Origin of the sequence: Carbonatibacter coralli (assembly GCF_039592655.1) — a bacterium.
GTDB classification, from domain to species: Bacteria; Pseudomonadota; Alphaproteobacteria; order Kiloniellales; family Kiloniellaceae; genus Carbonatibacter; species Carbonatibacter coralli.
This window is the reverse complement of record NZ_JBBUTJ010000003.1, coordinates 40,397-61,273: the sequence shown is the minus strand read 5'-3', so window position 1 is coordinate 61,273 and position 20,877 is coordinate 40,397. Positions and strand designations below refer to the sequence as shown.

14 protein-coding genes are annotated in these 20,877 nt (G+C 53.0%); 7 read left to right on the top strand and 7 right to left on the bottom strand.

The genetic code is table 11. The features are described from left to right. The first annotated feature begins 47 nt into the window (after positions 1 to 47). On the top strand, positions 48 to 2,912 hold the full coding sequence (gene uvrA / locus AAAH10_RS08700) for an excinuclease ABC subunit UvrA (protein ID WP_343562603.1): 2,865 nt from the start codon (positions 48 to 50) through the stop codon (positions 2,910 to 2,912). A 42-nt stretch (positions 2,913 to 2,954) separates the two neighbouring features. On the opposite strand, the gene AAAH10_RS08695 is transcribed toward uvrA, so the two are convergent. Further along, the gene (locus tag AAAH10_RS08695; RefSeq protein ID WP_343562601.1) at positions 2,955 to 4,286 is read right to left on the bottom strand and encodes an adenylate/guanylate cyclase domain-containing protein; all 1,332 of its coding nucleotides are present in this window, start codon (positions 4,284 to 4,286) and stop codon (positions 2,955 to 2,957) included. 160 nt (positions 4,287 to 4,446) lie between these two features. Between AAAH10_RS08695 and trmFO the strand changes: the two genes are divergently transcribed. Beyond that, positions 4,447 to 5,823 (top strand): methylenetetrahydrofolate--tRNA-(uracil(54)-C(5))-methyltransferase (FADH(2)-oxidizing) TrmFO, encoded by a 1,377-nt coding sequence (gene trmFO, locus AAAH10_RS08690; RefSeq protein ID WP_343562599.1) that lies wholly within the window; start codon positions 4,447 to 4,449, stop codon positions 5,821 to 5,823. 73 nt (positions 5,824 to 5,896) lie between these two features. Here trmFO and AAAH10_RS08685 read toward each other — a convergent pair whose 3' ends face one another. The 4 genes from AAAH10_RS08685 to AAAH10_RS08670 are packed head-to-tail and all read right to left on the bottom strand — an operon-like array spanning position 5,897 to position 11,106. Next, positions 5,897 to 6,505 (bottom strand): hypothetical protein, encoded by a 609-nt coding sequence (locus AAAH10_RS08685; RefSeq protein ID WP_343562597.1) that lies wholly within the window; start codon positions 6,503 to 6,505, stop codon positions 5,897 to 5,899. Beyond that, complete coding sequence (locus AAAH10_RS08680; protein WP_343562595.1) at positions 6,498 to 9,518, bottom strand: sarcosine oxidase subunit alpha family protein; 3,021 nt, start codon at positions 9,516 to 9,518, stop codon at positions 6,498 to 6,500. The genes AAAH10_RS08685 and AAAH10_RS08680 overlap by 8 nt, the downstream gene beginning before the upstream one ends. Then, entirely contained in the window at positions 9,515 to 9,802 is a 288-nt protein-coding gene (locus AAAH10_RS08675) for a sarcosine oxidase subunit delta (protein WP_343562593.1), read from the bottom strand. The genes AAAH10_RS08680 and AAAH10_RS08675 overlap by 4 nt, the downstream gene beginning before the upstream one ends. A gap of 41 nt (positions 9,803 to 9,843) precedes the next feature. Beyond that, positions 9,844 to 11,106: a sarcosine oxidase subunit beta family protein gene (locus AAAH10_RS08670; protein WP_343562591.1), complete on the bottom strand. Its 1,263-nt coding sequence runs from the start codon at positions 11,104 to 11,106 to the stop codon at positions 9,844 to 9,846. Positions 11,107 to 11,664: 558 nt separating this feature from the next. On the opposite strand from AAAH10_RS08670, the gene AAAH10_RS08665 reads away from it, so the two are divergent. After that, positions 11,665 to 14,646 (top strand): NAD(P)-dependent oxidoreductase, encoded by a 2,982-nt coding sequence (locus AAAH10_RS08665; protein ID WP_343562589.1) that lies wholly within the window; start codon positions 11,665 to 11,667, stop codon positions 14,644 to 14,646. 254 nt (positions 14,647 to 14,900) lie between these two features. After that, positions 14,901 to 15,389 (top strand): fasciclin domain-containing protein, encoded by a 489-nt coding sequence (locus AAAH10_RS08660; RefSeq protein ID WP_343562587.1) that lies wholly within the window; start codon positions 14,901 to 14,903, stop codon positions 15,387 to 15,389. Positions 15,390 to 15,451: 62 nt separating this feature from the next. Here AAAH10_RS08660 and AAAH10_RS08655 read toward each other — a convergent pair whose 3' ends face one another. Next, complete coding sequence (locus tag AAAH10_RS08655; protein WP_343562585.1) at positions 15,452 to 16,390, bottom strand: GlxA family transcriptional regulator; 939 nt, start codon at positions 16,388 to 16,390, stop codon at positions 15,452 to 15,454. Positions 16,391 to 16,491: 101 nt separating this feature from the next. Here AAAH10_RS08655 and AAAH10_RS08650 point away from each other — a divergent pair, with 101 nt between their 5' ends. The 3 genes from AAAH10_RS08650 to AAAH10_RS08640 are packed head-to-tail and all read left to right on the top strand — an operon-like array spanning position 16,492 to position 20,539. Further along, positions 16,492 to 17,652, top strand: coding sequence for an acyl-CoA dehydrogenase family protein (locus AAAH10_RS08650; protein WP_343562583.1), 1,161 nt, complete (start codon positions 16,492 to 16,494; stop codon positions 17,650 to 17,652). A 21-nt stretch (positions 17,653 to 17,673) separates the two neighbouring features. Then, the gene (locus AAAH10_RS08645; protein WP_343562581.1) at positions 17,674 to 19,761 is read left to right on the top strand and encodes an acetate--CoA ligase family protein; all 2,088 of its coding nucleotides are present in this window, start codon (positions 17,674 to 17,676) and stop codon (positions 19,759 to 19,761) included. Further along, the gene (locus AAAH10_RS08640) at positions 19,751 to 20,539 is read left to right on the top strand and encodes a carnitinyl-CoA dehydratase (RefSeq protein ID WP_343562579.1); all 789 of its coding nucleotides are present in this window, start codon (positions 19,751 to 19,753) and stop codon (positions 20,537 to 20,539) included. The genes AAAH10_RS08645 and AAAH10_RS08640 overlap by 11 nt, the downstream gene beginning before the upstream one ends. 44 nt (positions 20,540 to 20,583) lie before the next feature. Here AAAH10_RS08640 and AAAH10_RS08635 read toward each other — a convergent pair whose 3' ends face one another. Continuing rightward, positions 20,584 to 20,835, bottom strand: coding sequence for a hypothetical protein (locus AAAH10_RS08635; protein ID WP_343562577.1), 252 nt, complete (start codon positions 20,833 to 20,835; stop codon positions 20,584 to 20,586). Between the last annotated feature and the right edge of the window lie 42 nt (positions 20,836 to 20,877).

Below are 20,877 nucleotides of genomic sequence, written 5' to 3'. Positions count from 1 at the left end.
CCTATACAGGGCACAAGCCTTTCTTCATGTGAACACAGGACCCTTCAATGACAATCGCTCATGAAAGCCGGTATATCTCGGTTCGCGGTGCGCGCGAGCACAATCTCAAGGATGTCTCTCTGGATATTCCGCGAAATGAACTGGTTGTCATTACCGGTTTGAGCGGATCCGGAAAGTCATCCCTGGCTTTTGATACAATCTATGCAGAAGGTCAGCGGCGCTATGTGGAATCGCTTTCAGCCTACGCCCGCCAGTTTCTGGAGATGATGCAGAAGCCGGATGTTGATTCCATTGAAGGCCTTTCTCCTGCGATTTCCATCGAGCAGAAAACAACATCCAAAAATCCGCGCTCGACAGTCGGCACCGTGACTGAAATCTATGACTACATGCGACTTCTGTTTGCGCGTGTCGGGATTCCCTATTCGCCTGCAACCGGCCTTCCGATTGAAAGCCAGTCTGTCAGCCAGATGGTTGATCGGGTTCTTGAAATGCCGGAAGGAACCCGTCTGTATCTTCTGGCTCCTGTCGTCAGAGGCAGAAAGGGAGAGTACAAAAAAGATCTGCTGGCCCTTCAGAAGCAAGGCTTCCAGCGTGTCAAGATTGATGGAACGCTCTATGAAATTGCAGACACTCCCGATCTGGACAAAAAGAAGAAGCACGACATCGATGTCGTCGTTGACCGCCTTGTGGTCCGGGAAGACATTCAGTCAAGACTGGCAGATTCCTTTGAAACAGCCCTGAATCTCTCGGACGGGCTGGCCTATGTTGAGGATGCAAAAACCGGGGAAACAACAGTTTTCTCGGCGCGCTATGCCTGCCCGGTTTCCGGTTTCACCATTGATGAAATCGAACCGCGTCTGTTTTCCTTCAACAATCCCTTTGGTGCCTGCCCGAAATGTGACGGTCTTGGCTCCACGCTTTATTTCGATCCGGAACTTGTTGTTCCCGACAGGAACCTTTCCCTCAAGGCCGGAGCCCTTGCTCCCTGGGCCAGCACAACATCCAAGTATTACATGCAAACGCTGAATTCCCTGGCCCTGCACTACGGGTTTTCAGTCGAGGCGGCCTGGAAGGATCTGGGCAAGGATGTTCAGGAGATGCTGCTTTACGGTTCCGGCAAGGAAATCATCTTGATGACCTACAGCGACGAAAAGCGCAGCTATCAGACTGAGCGGCCGTTCGAGGGTGTCATTCCAAACATGCAGCGCCGCTATCGTGAAACCGACAGTGACTGGGTCCGCGAAGAGCTTTCAAAGTATCAGGCAAAGCAACCCTGCCCGTCCTGCGAGGGCCACCGCCTGAAGGATGAGGCGCTTTGCGTCAGGATCAACAACAACCACATTTCCGAGGTTGCCGCACTTTCCATCGGACAGGCTGCAAAATGGTTTGAAGAGCTCCCGCAGCACCTCAGTCAGAAAAACCAGGAAATCGCGGTTCGCATTCTCAAGGAAATCAATGATCGCCTGTACTTTCTGGTCAATGTCGGCCTTGACTACCTGACCCTTTCCCGATCATCCGCCACCCTTTCCGGAGGTGAAAGTCAGCGCATTCGACTGGCTTCCCAGATCGGCTCGGGCCTGACCGGCGTTCTCTATGTGCTTGATGAGCCTTCCATCGGCCTGCACCAGCGCGACAACGAAAGACTGCTGCAAACCCTCAAGCGTCTGAGGGATCTCGGCAATACTGTTGTGGTTGTTGAGCATGATGAGGATGCCATTCGCACCGCAGACTATCTTGTCGATATGGGGCCGCGTGCAGGCGTGCACGGGGGCGAGGTTGTTGCGTCGGGAACACCTGCCGAGGTGATGCAGAACAAGGACAGTCTGACAGCCCGGTATCTGACAGGCGATTTGGCAATCTCCCTGCCCGCCAAGCGCAGAAAAGGCAAAAAAGGCAAGGCACTGGAAATCGTCAAGGCTTCCGAAAACAATTTGCAGGATGTCTCTGTCAGTCTGCCGCTCGGAATCTTCACCTGTATCACCGGCGTCTCCGGGAGCGGCAAGTCCACACTCATTCTTGAGACACTGTTCAAGGCAGCTTCGCGCAAGCTCCACAATGCTAAGGCGCACCCCGGCAAGCACGAAGACATCAGAGGGCTGGAACACGTCGACAAGATCATCGACATTGATCAGTCTCCGATTGGCCGGACACCGCGTTCCAACCCCGCGACCTACACCGGGGCCTTTACACCGATCCGGGACTGGTTCGCCGGTCTGCCGGAAGCCAAGGCACGCGGTTACAAACCCGGCCGTTTTTCATTCAATGTCAAGGGTGGTCGCTGTGAGTCCTGTCAGGGTGACGGAGTGATCAAGATTGAAATGCACTTCCTGCCGGATGTCTATGTCGAGTGTGATGTCTGCAAGGGCAAGCGCTACAACAGGGAAACCCTGGAAATTACCCACAAGGGCAAATCCATTGCCGATGTCCTTGCCATGACAGTCGATGAGGCTGCCGAGTTCTTCACAGCAGTCCCCTCCATTGCCGGAAAGATGGAAACCCTGCAGCGCGTTGGTCTGGGCTACGTTCAGGTTGGTCAGGCCGCCACTACCCTCTCGGGTGGTGAAGCTCAGCGGGTCAAGCTGGCCAAGGAGCTTTCAAGGCGCTCCACAGGCAAAACCCTTTATATTCTGGATGAACCAACGACCGGTTTGCACTTCGATGATGTGCGCAAACTTCTGGAAGTGCTGCAAACCCTTGTAGACCAGGGCAATACTATTCTTTGCATTGAGCACAATCTGGAAGTCATCAAGATTTCTGACTGGATTGTTGATATGGGGCCTGAAGGCGGGACAAAGGGCGGTCTGGTTGTTGCGACCGGAACCCCTGAGGAAGTTGCCCGGGTTCCGGAAAGTCATACGGGACGCTTTCTTGCGCCCTACCTCAATATCGAAAGCTCGTCCAAAGCGTCTTGAGGACCAAAAAAGCCCCGATCCGGAAGGTCGGGGCTTTTTTCATCAAACGGTCAGTTTCTCTTCCGTCTTCTGTGCTGGCAGATCAAGCTGGAAACAGCGACCAAACTGGCTCGACATGTTTGGATCAATGCCATAGACAGGCAGGGCCTTCTGAACACCGGCCACCTTGTGATCCCCCATGTGCTGAAGGCTGTCACAGTTAATTGTGTCTCTGAAGGACTGGCTGCAAAGCACTCTTCTATCAAGAGTTTTTGTCAGACTTTCAAGGCGAGAGGCCTCATTGACAGCAGGACCGATTGTTGTGAACTGCAGGCGATCCGGCAATCCAACATTGCCGAACATGACATTTCCGACATGCAGGCCCAGACCGAAATCAATGTTGCAGCGCCCATCGGCACAGGTTCCTTCACTGTTGATCTGGGTCATGCGGCGTGTTGTGTCTTCCGCAGCCATCAGGGCCCGGAAACAGGTTGCCTGATGATCTTCCCCTTCATTCAGCGGGAAAATTCCCAGAACGGCATCGCCAATGAGCAGGAGAACATCTCCGCCGTGGTCCATAATGGCACCGGCCGTACATTCAAAATAGCCATTGAGGACCTGCAGATATTCTTCCTCGGGAAGACTGTCCGCAAGGGCTGTGGAGTTTCTGAGATCGCTGTACCAGATGACAGAGTGAATTCTTTCCCCGTCCCCGCGCTTGATCTGTCCCTTCAGAACCCGGTTGCCGGCATTGCGACCCAGATAGGTTGTGCAGATATTTTTCGAGATATTTTCCTGAATGATAATCTTGCTGATCACAGCAAGCCTTTTTTGCAGGCGCACCAGGCTTTGCAGATGTGCATCCGAAAAACCGCCTTTTGAATCCGATGCCCAGCTTCCGATCATTCCCTTGGTGTCAAAGTGATCGTCTTCCCTGCTGTCCTCGAAGGAAAAGGCATAGGCCATGTAGTCTGTATAGCCCTGCTCTTTCAGTTCGGGGAGAATGCCGAAATCCATAATCGCAGTGTCATCACACAACCGCCTGCGAATTTGGGGGATTCCCTCGTTGAACATCAGATTGAAGGGACTGTTTTGCCAGGCGGCTGTCTGTTCTTCCCTGGCCGAGTTTTCGTGAGTGTAGCCGACCGTTCGCACGCCCTTGTCCAGCTCCCACGTTACGCCCATCACCCGGTAAAGGGGATGCAGCGTTCGAAAGGCGATATAGGCGCGACCAATGGGAATGCCGCTTGCACGAAGACGCTTGCAACACCCGCTGAAAATATCTTCCATCGTCGCAGAGGACGAGAGGGATTGATCCATCATCCAGTCAATGATTGAGCTGATCAGGCTGTCATTTTCTGTACGTAAGGCTGTGGGGGCCTCATTGACGGGCATGGTTTACTCCTGATTTTGATGCCTGAATTCTTATTATGAGCAGGATTTCCTGTCTGAACCATTAATATATGGATTTGCACAGATACAATTCCAATGTTAAAGGCCTGAGAAATCTCTTTTAGCGCGATCCTCTCAGCGATCAAATCACAAGGATATGATGATGTCCGGCACTGACATTAAACCTGTTCATGTAATCGGCGGCGGCATGGCTGGCTGTGAGGCCAGCTGGCAACTGGCCCAGGCAGGCGTTCCGGTTATTCTGCACGAAATGCGTCCGGTACGCAAAACAGATGCCCACCAGACAGAGTCCCTGGCCGAACTGGTTTGTTCGAATTCCTTCCGCTCTGATGACTGGGAAAACAATGCTGTCGGCCTCCTCCATGAGGAAATGCGCCGCATGGGCTCCATAATCATGACCTGTGCGCAGCGCAACAAGGTTCCCGCTGGCGGAGCGCTTGCTGTTGATCGTGACGGCTTTGCGGAGGATGTAACCCGAACTCTTGAAAGTCATCCGCTTGTTACCATTGCCCGTGAGGAAATCACCACTATCCCTCCTGAAGACTGGGATTCTGTCATTATTGCGACCGGACCTCTCACATCCGGTGCAATGAGCGAGATTGTTGCCGCGTTAACCGGTGAGGAATATCTCTCTTTCTTTGATGCCATTGCTCCGATTGTCCACAAGGACTCAATTGACATGAGCAAGGCCTGGTTCCAGTCCCGCTATGACAAGGGTGATGGAGCGGACTACATCAACTGTGCCATGGACGCAGAACAGTACAAGGCTTTCATCGCCGCACTGCTGGAAGGTGAGAAGACAGAATTCAAGGAATGGGAAGGTACGCCCTACTTTGAAGGGTGCCTGCCTATCGAGGTCATGGCGGAACGTGGTGAGGAAACCCTGCGTTTCGGACCAATGAAGCCTGTCGGCCTGCAACATCCGGAGACAGAGAAACCACACTACGCCGTGGTTCAGTTGCGTCAGGACAACAAGTTGGGAACGCTTTACAACATTGTCGGCTTCCAGACGAAGCTGAAGTATGGCGAACAGGTTCGGATCTTCCGCAGCATACCGGGGCTTGAAGAAGCAGAGTTTGCGCGTCTGGGCGGCATCCACCGGAACACCTTTATCAACTCGCCCCGCTTGCTGGATCACAGCCTGCGTCTGAAAGCCCACCCCCGCTTCCGCTTTGCTGGGCAGATGACCGGTGTGGAAGGCTATGTTGAGTCCGCAGCCAGTGGTTTGATGGCTGGGCGCTTTGCTGCTGTGGAACGTTTGGGATTGAACGAACTTTCTCCGCCTCCCGTCAACACGGCGCACGGTGCACTTGTAAATCACGTTACCGGTGGTGCGGATGCCAAAACATTCCAGCCAATGAATGTGAACTTCGGCCTGTTCCCGCCTCTTGAGCACATCAAGGGACAAAAAAAGCTGAAGAAAAAAGACCGCAAAACAGTCAAGTCCCATCAGGCGATTGAGGCCTTGACACAATGGCTGAATGACAATGCCCTGCCTCAGGATGAAGCAGCAGGTTAGGCAGAAGAGACAAACCGGACAAAAAAAGGTCGACTTGTTACAGGTCGACCTTTTTGTTGAACCGCTCAAAGCCCTAACGGCTTTTCAGCTGATAGCCGTATTCGAGTGAAGCATCCGTGAACCACTCAAACATGGATCGTGCAAAACTGCGCGTACAATAGACATCGCACGCCTCTTCCGAGTGTTTGATCACCAGGGTCGAGATGTGACTGACAGGCGCCTGGAAATGCTGCCCCTGTAAAAGCCTGTCCTGATCGACAGCATAGGATTTCAACAGAAGGCTTTCGGTTTTGTGACCGCTGATCCGGATGCCGCTTCTGCTGTGCGCCATTTCAAGAACAGTTGCCTCTTCGTCCTCAAAGGCACTTCGAACAGACGAAAAGAGATCATTTTGTTCGGACAACAGCAGGTATTTACCCGGTGAAACACACAGACACAGATCACCCCTTGGACCGACAGTGAAGTCTCCGACCTTTTCGGGAAGCGCTGCATCAAAAAGCTTTGCCAGTTTCTCCCGCACCGTGCTGTGACTGTCCGGCCAGGAACCAATCTGAACCAGAGATGTCAGAACAATCTCGGACAGCTCTATGCCGGCCTTTCCGTCTCTGGGTTTGCTGCTCTCCTGAAAGGATTTTTCCAGTGCAGAACGGAAAGCGTTTTCTCGGGTCATAAGATCAGACATGCATCCGTCCTCCTTCCGGGTCATAGAAATGCGGGGAAACCAGTTTGACAGCCTGCGCATCATCCTTGAGCGGATAGGCGGACCGCAAGGTTTCACCAATCAGGGCCTTTCCGTTTTCGACCAGTGCCAGGGCAATATATTCCTCCAGAGCCGGGCTGTAGGTCACCGAGGTGACATGCCCGATGCTTTGCCCCGTTTCCCGGCTCAGAAGATGGGCGCCAACCTTGAGGGCACGTTTTTCCTGCGCAACAAGACCAACAAGCTGTTCACGGTCATTGCCTGTCATGGTTTCGCGGTTTCTCAGGACAGAGCCGATGTAATCCTTCTTGCCTGAAGCCATGGCACTCAGACCGACATCCTGAACCGTTGTCGTCCCATCCAGTTCCGGTCCTGCAATGTGGCCCTTCTCGATCCGGAGTGTCCCAAGGGCTTCAAGGCCATAGGGAAGAATGTCGAATTCCTCACCGGCTTGCATCAGGCCTTCCCAGACTGCAGCACCATAGTTGGCTTCCGCATAGACCTCATAGGCAAGCTCACCGGAAAAGGACAACCTTGCTATCCAGACAGGAATCTCGCCAATCCTTGCCTGTGCCACGCCCATGAAAGGCAGGCCTTCATTGCTCAGATCAAGCCCGGATACAACCTTTTGAAGGACCTTGCGGGCATTCGGGCCGGAAATGGCCAGACCGGACCACAAATCCGTCACAGATGTCACCTGTACCTTCAGGTCGGGCCAGACAACAGCAAGATAGTATTCCAGAAGCCCCATAACACCGGCTGCGTTCGCTGTTGTGGTGGTCATCAGAAATTGGTTCTCGGACAGACGCCAGGTTGTCCCGTCATCATAGAGGAAACCGTCTTCCCGCAGCATCAGACCATAGCGTGCCTTCCCGACCGGCAGTTTTTTAAAGCCGTTTGAATAGACACGGTTGAGCAGTTCTGCTGCATCGGGCCCCTGAATATCGATTTTTCCGAGTGTGGAAACATCAACTATGCCCACAGATTGTCGCACCGCCCGGGCTTCGCGAACATAACTCTGTTCCAGAGTTTCACCAGCCTGACCGTAAATACGTGGACGCGCCCAGAGGCCAACATTGAGCATCTCGGCCCCCTGCTCCCTGTGCCAGTCGTGCAAGGGGGTGTGACGATAGGGGCGCATGTGGCCATGAATTTCACGTCCGGCTATCGAGCCAATTGTCACAGGAGTGTAAGGAGGCCGGAAGCGTGTTGTTCCAGTTTCGGGAATTGTTTGCGCTCTGGCCTTTGCCATCAGGGCCAAACCGTTCACGTTTGAGGTCTTGCCCTGATCTGCAGCCATTCCAAGCGTGGTGTAACGCTTCAGGTGTTCAACAGACTCAAAACCCTCACGCTGAGCCAGCTCCACATCCGCTGCGGTTACGTCATGCTGCTGATCCACAAATCTCTTGCCCTTGCCATCAGCAGAAGGAATATCCCACAACGGCAGGATCGGGGTTTCCCTTTTCTCGCGGAGCTGCGTTGTGTTCGGGACAGGTTTTTCAGCGTTTTTCCCGAGTTCTGCCAGCAGAGCCGTCATTTCACGGACGGTTGTTTCAAAAAGGGCGGACAGATCAAATTCACCGGTACAGCTTCCCAGAGCGAGCCAGTCCCTGCCATCAGTCTTGCAGCGGTTCTTTTCCGGAACAAAAGCCTGAATGTTTTCATTGAAAACTGGTTTGTCACCGGCCTGACTTGCGAGGTGAACAGTTGGTGTCCAGCCACCGGAAACAGCAAGGGCATCGCAATTGATAACCCGGTCATCACCGGACAGCGTCCCTGTCTGAGGATCATAAAGGTGCACGGTAACCCTGTTGAGAGCCTGTCCTCCTTCGGCCTTTGAAACGACGGACCCGCTGTAAAGAGGCACCCCTTTTTCGGCCAGTTTCCTGTGCAGATCCTGCGGTGGAGATTGACGCGCATCAATAACCCCAGCCAGTGGAACGCCCAGAGAAACAAGTTGAAGAGCAGACTGCAAACCACTGTCATTGTTGGTAAACACGCAGACTTTCTGTCCAACGGAAACAGCGTAGCGTTTTGCATAGCGCACGGCAGCGGAAGCCAGCATAACACCGGGCGTATCATTGCCGGCAAAGACAAGCGGACGCTCGATAGCTCCGGTCGCAATCACAACCTTGTCGGCCTGTATAGTCCACTGACGCTGTCTTGGATCGACAGCCGACGGGGAGGCCTGATGCTCGGTAACCCGTTCCGTTGCAACAATTGTGTTGTCATCAAAGTACCCCCAAACAGTTGTCCGGGGCAAAAGCGTCACATTTTCCAGTTCCCCAAGTTCATGAAGAACCTTTTTTGACCATTCTTCAGCCGGATGCCCTTCAATCCTCTCGGAAATTTCGTCAACAGAACCACCGAGAGAGGCATTCTCGTCAGCGAGAATAACACGGACACCTGTGCGCGCTGCCATCAGGGCTGCAAGCAATCCTGCCGGTCCGGAACCAACCACGAGAACCTCTGCAAAGGCATTCGTTCGCTCATAGCGATCCGGATCGGGCAGCAGGGTCCCTGCTCCCATACCTGCTGCATTGCGAATAAAGGTCTCGCAGAACATCCAGAATTTCGTGTTCCTGAAAGGCCCGATGAAAGTTTTGTAATAGAAACCTGCCACAAAGATTGGCGACAACAAGGACGTCAGGGACATAAAATCCATTTTCAGCGAGGGAAAACGGTTCTGGCTGACAGCTTCCAGTCCACCATACAGCTCGACCATGGGGGCCTTGGCATTCGGTTCTGTCCGGTTTCCCGTCCCGACTGTGACCAGGGCATTTGATTCTTCCACACCAGCCGACATCACACCGCGCGGGCGGTGATATTTGAAACTTCTGCCAAAGAGAACCTCCCCTTCGCCAAGCAAGGCAGACGCCAGGGTATCCCCTTCAAAACCGACATAGGGCTGATGGTCAAACCGGAACGACAATTCCCTGTCCCGCTTGATTCTTGAACCGGGTGAAAGCGTTTCGGGCAAACGATATCCACTCATGCTGTTTCTCCCTTGCCTTGCTGATCCGCCCAGGGACCAACCAGCCTGACGCTTCTGATTTCATGCGTGACAGTGTTGCGTTCAACTTCAAGGATGGATCTGCATCCGCCTGTGTGTTGCCAGTATTCCCTGTGCCAGCCTCGCGGATTTTCCCGTCCGTAAACGTAGGAAGCCCAGTTTTCCCTGTCCTGATTGTCATCTGCCGGTCTTGTTCTCAGGGCATCTCCCTCATAGGAGAATTCGCCAGAAGACCTGGGGCCGCAGCAAGGGCAGTTAATTTTCATTTGTGATGCTCCGAAATTCTTGTAACCCGCTCAGGATCCTGTTAGTGCGCTTTGGGTGTCGGGCCTGCGCCCCGTTCGTCAATCGGTGTTCCGTTCCTGAAACGCTCCAGTGTCATGGCAGCGTTCAAGTCATGCGGCTGATCATTCGCAATTGTCGAGGCAAAGCACCAGCCGGATGCCGGGGTTGCCTTGAACCCGCCATAGCACCAGCCTGTATTGATAAAGAGTCCGGGTATGGGAGACTTGCCGATAATCGGACTTCCATCCATGGACATGTCCATGATCCCGCCCCAGTTTCTCAGAAGCCTGATCCGCCCGAGGTTCGGGAAAATCGTGGCAACCGTTGCGCTGACATCCTCGATGCGCGGCAGGTTTCCGCGCTGGGCGTAGCTGTTGTACATATCCAGTTCCCCACCAAAAACCAGACCGCCCTTGTCTGACTGGGAAATGTAGATATGTCCCTCTGCACCAAAGGTAATGACTGTGTCGATCAGGGGCTTCAACGGTTCGGAAACAAAGGCCTGCAAGACATGGCTTTCCAGCGGGAGATCCCTCAGTCCGGCCATTTGCAGGACAACAGAACTGCTTCCCGCAACCGCAACACCAATCTTTGGTGCACGGATTTGTCCCTTGACGGTCTCCACACCGACAATGCTGTCCCCTTCGCGGATGAAACCGGTGACTTCACAGTTCTCTATAATATCAACGCCCAGACGATCTGCCCCCCGGGCATAGCCCCAGGCCACGGCATCGTGTCGCGCGGTTCCGGCTCTTCTTTGCAACAGGCCGCCGTGAACCGGAAAACGGGCGTCGGGAGAACAGTCCATGCCCGGCACCATGCGTCTGATGTCTTCCGTTGAAAGAAGCTCCGCATCAACTCCGGCAAGGCGCATGGCATTTCCGCGCCGGGCGTAGCTGTCCAGCTGTCCGGGCGTGTGCGCCAGATTGATAATACCCCGTTGAGAGAACATGACATTGTAGTTCAAATCCTGGGACAGCCCTTCCCAGAGCTTCAGGGAATGCTCGTAGAAATGGGTATTGGCTGGCAACATATAGTTTGAACGCACAATTGTTGTGTTGCGTCCGACATTACCGCCACCAATCCAGCCTTTTTCAACAACGGCAATGTTGGTCATGCCATGGAGTTTGGCCAGGTAATAGGCTGTGGCAAGTCCATGTCCGCCACCGCCAACGATGATGGCATCATATTGCGGTTTGGGTTCAGCGGATCGCCAGGTTCGCCCCCAGTTTTTGTGGCCACTAAAGGCGTGTTTTACGAGGGAGAAAATGGAGTTTTGTTCCATGGGTCAAAGGCTCTTTTAAACATTGGATAAAAGACTTGTTCACAAAAGCATCATGAAGTTCAACCTCAAACGGTCAAATCATATTTTTTAATACAGAGTATAAGAAAAACACTGTTCCCTGAGGCTTTCTCATCCCGTTCTTTTCAGAGGACAAAACGGCAGCTCACAAAGCAGCGCACAAAAGGGTGATCATTTTTTCGGCACAGAGCCCCGAAACAGAAAATTTCCAAAAACAAACATTAAAATTAACAATATTCGAAAAAAGCGCGGTTATGACGCACACAAGTTATCGCTTTCTCTTTTTTGCATAAAAAAGCATCAAACCCGTCCAGGCGTCGCTCACGTGCAAGATTTTTTCGCATCAGGGCTCTTGCGTCCTGAAAAAATCAATATAAAAGAGGCATTGAACAAAACTGGATGTTTTGCCCGCCAGAAGGCAGGACCCGGATTTCCCCGATTGTTCTCCGAAAATGAAGACAATCTGCTTTGCCCCAGAAGCAGAGCAAAGGTACTGAGCCCGAAAGGCTCCCATCCATAGTGAGAAGGAAATAAGAGATCATGCCCTCTATCGATGACCTCAAAGCGCTACGATCCGCCTCTCTGGCTGCAACCGAAAACGGTGCTCCAAAGCGGACTATCAACCAGTTCTTCGGTGTTGGCCCGATCACGGACATGTCTGAAGACGAAGTCTATGGCCGTCGCATGCGCTTCGAGTTTGATCGCTGGCTGGAAGAAAACTACGCAAAGGTCGATGACAAAGGCAACCGCATCGGCAGCCTGACCACTCCAGAAATCGGTCGTTCCATGCACCGCGGCTATCCTGCAGACAAGGTTCTTCTGGACATGGCGCAGGCAATCCACAGCTACTTCGAATTCCCGAAGAAAAACAAAATGGCGATCGGCCTCGGTGGCGGTCACAGTGGTTTTACTGTTTCTGTCATGCACATGCTGAATGCCAACAAGGATGATCTGCATGTCTATGTGGACACACCGGCTCCGGAGACAGAAGCAAGCAATTCTGGCGGCTTCTTCCGTCAGTCCTGGGGTGCACAGATCATGGAGCTCTACAAGAACTCCCAGAACAGCGACCTGAGCCGCCTGCACTACTCCACATCCGAAGGCGTGATCCCTTCTGCGGATGAGCTGGAATCAATGGGTGTGAAAGTTTTCGTTGGTGTTGGCCACGAAACGACCGGCGCGACCTGTTACACCGAAGAGGAAGTCAAAGGCCTGCTCGCATGGATCGATCGCAATCCTGCGGAACACCACGCCATCATCGACAGCACCTCAATGCTGGGTGCCATGCCATGGGCGCAGGAAGTTGTCAGCGAGTTTCTGGACAAATGCTGCATGTTCATGCCATTCCAGAAGGCAATCGGTGGTGCATCTGCATACTTCATCGCATCCTACACCCCGCAAGCTCTGGCGTTGATGGATGACAACATCAAGAACCCGAGCTGGGCAATCCCGCGTCAGCTGAAAATCTGTGCGCCTGCCGATCCGAAAGCTCCTTTCTCCAGCGAGAAAAGCTGGCAGTACGGTCCTGTGTACGATCCACAGGAAAACAAGATGCTGGGCGGTATCATCAACACCTTCTCCACCATCAACTTTGCCGAAACAACGTTCGGTGTTCTGCGCGCTGGGAAAAACGTTGGCACAGTGCGCGACATGAACCAGCGTTCTGTTGAAAACCGCGAACTCGTCAACAACTGGATTGCACAGAATGACACACTGGATCTGGGCGTTGAAAACGCTCCGAACCGTGGTGCGGCCGTTACTCTGCTGAAGGTAAAGGCATCGCAGACTCTGGAAGATCCGGCGCTGCACGCAAAGGTGATCGCAAAGTCCAAGCAGCTGCTGGGCTATGAAGGTCTGACACACCCGAACGGCGATTATGAAAAGCCGCTGGATGCAGCCCGTTATGTCAATGCCTTCCCGGGCACACCGGGTGATTACCGTGCCTGGATCGGTGGCATCCGTCCAAACGAGGACATTCCTGCCCTGCTGGAAAACCTGCGTTATGCCTACCACCGTGCCAAGGTAATTGTTCTTGAAGAGGAACTGGCTGCACAGGGTGTAACATTCGAAGCCTCTGCAGAAGCAGCTTCCGGTGAAAAGGTTCGCAAGGATGATCAGTCCAAAGCCTACAAGGTACTGGTTGCCGATCTGATTGGCCTGAAGTTTGATGCCAATGGCAACCCGGATCACTCTGTAGTAAAAGCCTATGTTGAGTCCAAAGGCGGCGTCTTCCACGAAGGTCCGATTGCCGAAGGTGCAAGCCTTGAGGCTGGCAAGATCCACTTCTCCTACCAGCCGAACCTTAGCACGGAAGAAGAGCTGCTGCCACAGACAGACAAGGGCCAGTACGATGCAACCATCGTTGCGGCGACTTTCCTGCCTGCCGGTTCGCTCTTCAAGGAAGGCGGCGTTCGCATTGGTGCCGGTACAGGCAACATGGGCTCTGCATCCTGGGGTGGCGGAAATGGTGATGGTGGCGAAGCACCACTGATGAACACACCAAGTTTCAACAGCCGTGCGACAGCACAGATGGCAATGAAGGCCCTGCTCAAGGTTTCTCCGGATCTGCCTGTTGATGAAATGCACAAGCTGGTCGTTGACGGTAACTTTGACACCGGCAAGGACCTGTGCAAGTTCCCGACAGTGAAGCTCGAAGGCAAGCGCATGGCCGTGATCGGCTACGGCAACATCGGTCGTGAAGTGGCGAAACTGGCCAAATCCTTTGGCATGAGCGTTTCCATCTACGCCCGTCCTCACCACCAGCAATGGATTGAATCCGAAGGCTTCATCTACGCTTCCTCTCCTGTAGAGGCAGCAAAGGGTGCCGACGTTCTCAGCCCACACACCGGTCTGGGTGCCTTCAATGCTGAAACAGGCAAGTTTGCCAACGACAGCCTGGTCAATGATGACGTTCTGTCCGCAATGAATGACGGTGCGATCATTGTGAACTACGACCGTGGTGAAGTGGTTAACGTTGATGCCCTGGACAAGGCCCTGTCTTCCGGCAAGGTATCCTATGCTGCGATTGATGCCGACCTGTTCAAGAATGCTGAAAACGGTGAACTGTCAGGCCCGATGGTTCCTTACCTGGGGCTCGTTGAAAAGCACGCTGACAAACTGGAACTGCTGCCACACGCAGCAGCCGATACCGAGCACATGTCCCGTGTGGAAGGTGCAAAGCAGGCTGTTGATCAGATCTTTGATGCTATCCAGTACAAGGCCGTTACAAACCTCAAGGGTGATCTGCCAGCCGGCTACAGCTCCGAAGGTGCCAAGACTGTCAATGGTGTTGGCAAGGTAACCGCAGATGCGATCAACAAGGTTGCGGTAACTGCAGAAGCTGACGAACTGCGTACTCTGACCGAAGATCTGGCCGCTCTCTGGGGTGCCTTCTCCGTCACACAGGATGATGATCAGCGCACTGCCCTGATCGCCAAGTACGGTTCCGATGCGACACTGAATGCAAACCGTCTGGTGACCCTGCTGGAAAAACTTGGTCTGACAGGTCCCTATGGCGGATAAGTCCGACAGATTTCTCTGACAATCAGAAAAAGCCCTGCCGTTTTTTGGCGGGGCTTTTTTGTGTTTCAAACAAGAATTCTTTTAAGAAACCCCAAAACTGTTTGAGATTAAAAGAGAAAACACTTCCGAAACAGGTGGAAAATAACTCTATGATCTAAAAGGACAAACAGCCCGTAAAGAGCTCTGTAATCAGGCCTGTCCCCATCAAGAGCCTGAACAATATGACCCGTAAATCAAGTCAAAGGAGCTCTCTTATGTCACTCAAGAAATCCATGATCGCTATCGTCGCAGCTGCTGCTTTTTCCAGCCCTGTCTATGCTGCAAATATTGTTGAAACTGCATCCAGTGCCGGATCTTTCAACACATTGCTCGCAGCGGCACAGGCCGCAGGCCTGGCAGATGCTCTGGCCACCGGCGAAAATCTGACTGTTTTTGCCCCGACCGATGAAGCCTTTGCCGCGCTTCCCGAAGGAACTGTTGAAAACCTTCTGAAGCCGGAGAACAAGGAACAGCTCGCAGCAATTCTGAGCTATCACGTTCTGCCAGGCAAGGTAATGGCTGCTGACATCAGCTCCGGACTGAACAAGGTTCACACGCTCAAGCAAACAGGTGATCAGACAGTTGATATTTTCAAAAACGGTTCAGGCGTGAAGGTCGATGGAGCTCAAGTCATTTCTGCTGACATTGAAGCCTCCAACGGTGTGATTCACGTCATCAACAAGGTTATTCTGCCATCCAGCTGATCCCGGGATGGATTATGATACCAGCAAAGCAGGTCCGTACTTCTGTTCGGGCCTGCTTTCATTTATGAAAGACTCATCTTTTTTCTGAGCTTTTGGGGCGTGATTGCAAATTCCTCCCGAAAAGCACGCGTCATCGCACTGGCATTGATGTACCCGCAGCGGTCTGCAATTTCTGCCACAGAATAATTGCTTTTCTCTATCTGCCTTCTGGCTTCCTGCAAACGGATACGTTTGTAGACTGTCCTGGGACTCTCCCTGAGCCTCTGCCTGAAAAGCTGTTCCAGTTTCCGCTGCGAACAACCGCTGTTTCTGGCAATTTCCGCAACGGTTACAGGTTCCGAAAGATGACGCCTCATCAGGGCGACAGCCGCATCGATGGTCTGCAATCCTGTCGGTTTCAGAGTTGGTTCAAAGAGCTTGCTTCGCTCTCCGTGCATGAAAAGCGCAGCAACCTCCAGACGGAACATTGGGCCCAGCTGTCCGGAAATCAGTTCCAAAATCAGCTCAAAGGTCGTCGAAACCCCGCCACAGCTCAGAATATTGTCATCAACAACATAGCGATCCTCAACAACATCGATTTGAGGAAAGGCTTCGGCGAAATTGTCCAGTTCATCCCAGTGAATGGTCGCCTTCCTCTGGTTGAGCAGTTCTGCCGCAGCCAGTAACCAGCTTCCCGTATCCATGCCAACAAGGTTCTCAAACCGCTTTGCTGCAGATTGCAGGGCGCGAAGATACTTCGGTTTGACAAACTGTCTGAATTCATAGCTTGGCAGCACAAAGAGGTAATCTCCCCCCGTACTGTCAAAAAGGGTCTTTTCCGGTGCGACAGGCAAACCGCTTGAGGAATGGACGGTTTCCCCGTCCACGGTCAGAAACTCCCACCGGTAATAGCTCTCTCCGAGAAAGGTGTTTGCTGCACGCAATGGTTCAATTGCATTTGCCAGACAATGATTTGAAAATTCCGGAAACAAAAGAACACCGATTTTGCAGGTTCTGCTCATAACAAAATCCAAAAGCGCATGAATGTAATCCAGTTTTGCACAATAATGTTGCGCTTTTCTTCTAGAGTCAAACCAGAGGCTTTTAAAACTGGAACAAAAAAATGCAATTTGGTCTGACACAAGAACAGGACATGATCGTCTCGACGGTACGGTCCTTTGTCGAAAAGGAAATCTACCCTCACGAAGAGCTTGTTGAGAAAACCGGCTCTGTCCCGCATGAGGTTGCCGAGGACCTCAAGAACAAGGTTCTCGAACTGGGTTTCTACGCCTGTAACTTTCCCGAAGAGGTTGGCGGCGCAGGTCTGTCCCATCTGGACTTTGCCCTTGTCGAGCGCGAGCTCGGGCGCGGCTCGATGGCTCTCACCCACTTTTTCGGACGCCCCCAGAATATCCTGATGGCCTGTGAAGGCGAACAGAAGGAACGTTATCTCCTGCCCGCAGTGCGCGGTGAGAAAATGGACGCTCTTGCCATGACAGAGCCGGATGCCGGTTCTGATGTTCGCGGCATGCGCTGTACGGCTGTCCAGGATGGAACAGACTGGGTGATCAATGGTTCCAAGCACTTCATTTCCGGGGCGGAACACGCTGATTTCTTTATTGTCTTTGTCGCCACTGGTGTTGATGAAACCCCGCGGGGGCCAAAAAAACGCATCACCACCTTCCTGGTTGATCGCGGAACACCGGGTTTTGAAGTGCGCGATGGTTACAATTCCGTTTCCCACAAAGGCTACAAGAACTACATCCTTTACTTTGACAACTGCCGTCTTCCCAAGGAACAGGTTCTGGGGGAGGTCGACGGCGGTTTTGATGTTATGAACGAGTGGCTTTATGCCACACGCATCACAGTTGCAGCCATGTCCGTGGGCCGGGCAAGACGCTGTTTTGACTATGGGCTGAACTATGCCGCCGAACGCAAGCAGTTCGGTCAGCCGATTGGCAAGTTCCAGGGGGTCAGCTTCCAGCTTGCAGACATGATCACCGAGATTGATGCAGCAGACTGGCTCACGCTTAGTTCGGCCTGGCGTCTGGATCAGGGATTGTCTGCAAACCGTGAAATTGCATCGGCAAAGCTTTATGCGACAGAAATGCTTGCACGCGTCACGGATGCCACCCTGCAAATCTATGGCGGAATGGGGCTCATGGATGATTTCCCGATCGAACGGTTCTGGCGCGATGCCCGCGTTGAACGCATCTGGGATGGCACCAGCGAGATCCAACGCCATATTATCAGTCGGGATTTGCTGAGACCTCTTGGCGCATAACGGGAGGTCCGGACAACTGAAATGAAGGCAAAAACAGAAAATCTCGACAGGTTGCTCCAACCCGACACCATTGCAGTGATCGGTGGAGGAGCATGGTGCAGCAGCGTTATCAAACGCTGCCTTGAGCTGGGATACACGGGGCAAATCTGGCCCGTACATCCAAAAAAAACCGAAATTGAAGGCCTGAGAGCCTACGCGTCCGTTGACGAACTGCCTGCGGCACCGGACAGCTCCTTTGTCGGTGTGAATAAATATCAGACCATCGAAGTCATCAAGGCACTTTCTGCGCGTGGCGCAGGAGGTGCCGTCTGCTTTGCAGCAGGTTTCAAGGAAGCCCAGCAGGAAACCGGGGACGGTCTGGAGCTTCAGGAGCAGCTTCTGGAAGCCGCTGGTGAAATGAGGATCATGGGGCCGAACTGCTATGGTTTCCTCAACTTTCTGGATGGTGTCCTGCTCTGGCCGGACATTCACGGTGGCAAGCGGGTAGAAAAAGGCGTCGCGCTGATCAGCCAGTCCTCCAACCTTGCCATTAATCTGACCATGCAACAGCGCGGACTGCCCGTTGCCTATGTTGTGACAACGGGAAATCAGGCCCAGACCTCTCTCTCGGAAATTGGCGAGAAATTGCTGGAAGATGACCGTGTGACAGCGCTTGGCCTTTATATCGAGGGCATTGGCGATCTGCAGGCCTTTGAAGCCATGGCTCTGAAGGCCCGGAAAATGGGCAAGGGAATTGTTGCCGTCAAATCCGGACGTTCGGAACAGTCCCAGGCTGGTGTTGTTTCCCATACGGCATCGCTGGCAGGCAGCGCTGCAGGCAGTGACGCCCTGCTCAAACGCCTCGGGATCGGACAGGTTCTGTCCCCTTCTGATCTGCTGGAAACCCTGAAAATCCTTCATTTCGCAGGCCCTCTGAAAAACAATCAGCTTGTCTCTCTGTCCTGTTCAGGTGGAGAAGCCAGCCTTATCGCTGATAACGCTGTTGACCGCGATGTGACCCTGCCTCCCCTCAATGATCAACAAAAGGTCAAGCTTGCAAACGCTCTCGGTGAGCATGTCTTCCTGGCCAACCCTCTGGATTATCACACCTTTATCTGGGCCAGACCTGAAGCCCTGCATCAATGCTTTATGGCTGCCTTTGAAGACAGTGAAGCAGCGATAGGCTTTGTTGTCCTTGATTTCCCGAGATCGGACCGCTGCGGTATTGCCGAATGGGAAATGGTGGTGGATGCCCTCTCGGAAGTCAGGCAGGCAACGGGGAAAACACTGGGGGTTCTCTCCAGCATGCCGGAAAACCTCTCGGAAGATGTTGCAGAGACCATCCTCTCCAGGGGACTGATCCCGCTTGCAGGAATAACGGAAAGCCTTGTTGCAATCGAGACAGCAGCGTTCATTCATGAAGCCGCACAAGAAACCCCGCTTCCGCTTTTGCCCCTGCGCACCCTCTCTGACAATCAGAGAACGATCAGCGAATCAGAGGCAAAGGATCTGCTGAGAAGGTCCGGACTTTCGATCCCTCAATCTGTTCAGGCTTCTTCTCTTGATCAGGCTTCCCGGGATATTGACAGGCTCTCCTATCCACTTGTCCTGAAAGCGGTGGGGCTGGCTCACAAGACAGAAGCCGGTGGTGTTATTCTGAACATTCAGTCCAGACAGGAACTGGAACAGGCTGTAAGCAGTCTGCCAACCCGCGATTTTCTTGTCGAGGAGATGGTGGAAAAACCTGTTGCCGAACTGCTTGTGGGACTTTTGCACGATCCGGCTTGCGGATATCTTCTGACACTCGGTGCCGGAGGCGTGATGACAGAGCTTTGGCAGGACACCCGCACAGTCCTGCTTCCGGCTACAAGAGACGAGATCCTCAGAGAGCTGGAACAACTCAGGGTTTTCCCGCTTCTCAAGGGTTACAGGGGAATGCAGGCTGCAAACATGGATGCAGTCCTGGATGCCATTGACAGGATGCAGACCTTTGTCATTTCCTTCAATGAAGCCGGAAACAACAATGAAAACATCACAGAACTGGAAATCAATCCACTTTTGTGCACGGCAACTTCTGCAACAGCAGTTGATGCCCTGATGAGAACAGGAGCACTTACAGATGACCACTGAAACACCGGTAAAAACAGAGCAGCGTGACGGCATCCTCATTGTCACGCTGGACCGCCCCAAGGCCAATGCAATTGACCTGGCAACCAGCCGCGTTATGGGCAAGATTTTCGCTGATTTCAGAGACAATGATGATCTGCGTGTTGCCGTTGTCACAGCCTCGGGCGAAAAGTTTTTCTGCCCGGGATGGGATCTGAAAGCTGCCGCTGACGGCGACGCTGTTGACGGCGATTACGGCGTTGGTGGTTTTGGTGGCCTGCAGGAACTGCGCGGACTGAACAAACCGGTGATCATGGCAGTCAATGGAATTTGCTGTGGCGGCGGTCTGGAACTGGCGCTGTCCGGTGACATTATCATTGCAGCAGAACATGCAAGTTTTGCCCTGCCTGAAATCCGCTCGGGAACAGTTGCTGATGCCGCATCGGTCAAGCTGCCAAAGCGCATTCCCTATCATATTGCGATGGAACTTCTTCTGACCGGCCGCTGGATGGATACAGCGGAAGCAGCACACTGGGGATTGGTCAATCGCGTTGTTCCCGCAGAAAAGCTCATGGAAGAAGCCCTCTCCATGGCAGAGCTTCTTGCCAAGGGGCCACCTCTTGTCATTGCCGCAACCAAGGAAATTGTCCGTGAGGCGGAGGACATGAAGTTCCAGGACGCAATGAACAGGATCACCAAGAGCCAGTTTGCGACTGTTGAAAAGCTGTACAATTCGGAAGATCAGCTTGAAGGCTTCAGAGCGTTCAAGGAAAAGCGCGACCCGGTCTGGAAGGGTCGCTGAAATATCAAAGGGCGATGAAAATCGCCCTTTTTTACCCTGCTGCTTCAGTAGGCAGCGGAATATTTCTCATTGAAGGAAACCGTTCCCAGGGTTCTGACTTCCTCAAAACCCGTGTGGGATGTTTCACCGTCAACAGTCACCATAAAACGCACGTGTGGAATGCCTGTTAAGTCATCCTTGATAGAAATCACTCTGGCCGTTTCGATCGTGTTGTAATCACCGATATGATGATATGTCCCACCGACCTCGATAGCCTGATCTTTTTTGTTTTTATAGAGAGAAGAAATAAAACCCATCTCGATCTCTTTCTTTAAAGCAACCATGGCACCACATTACTT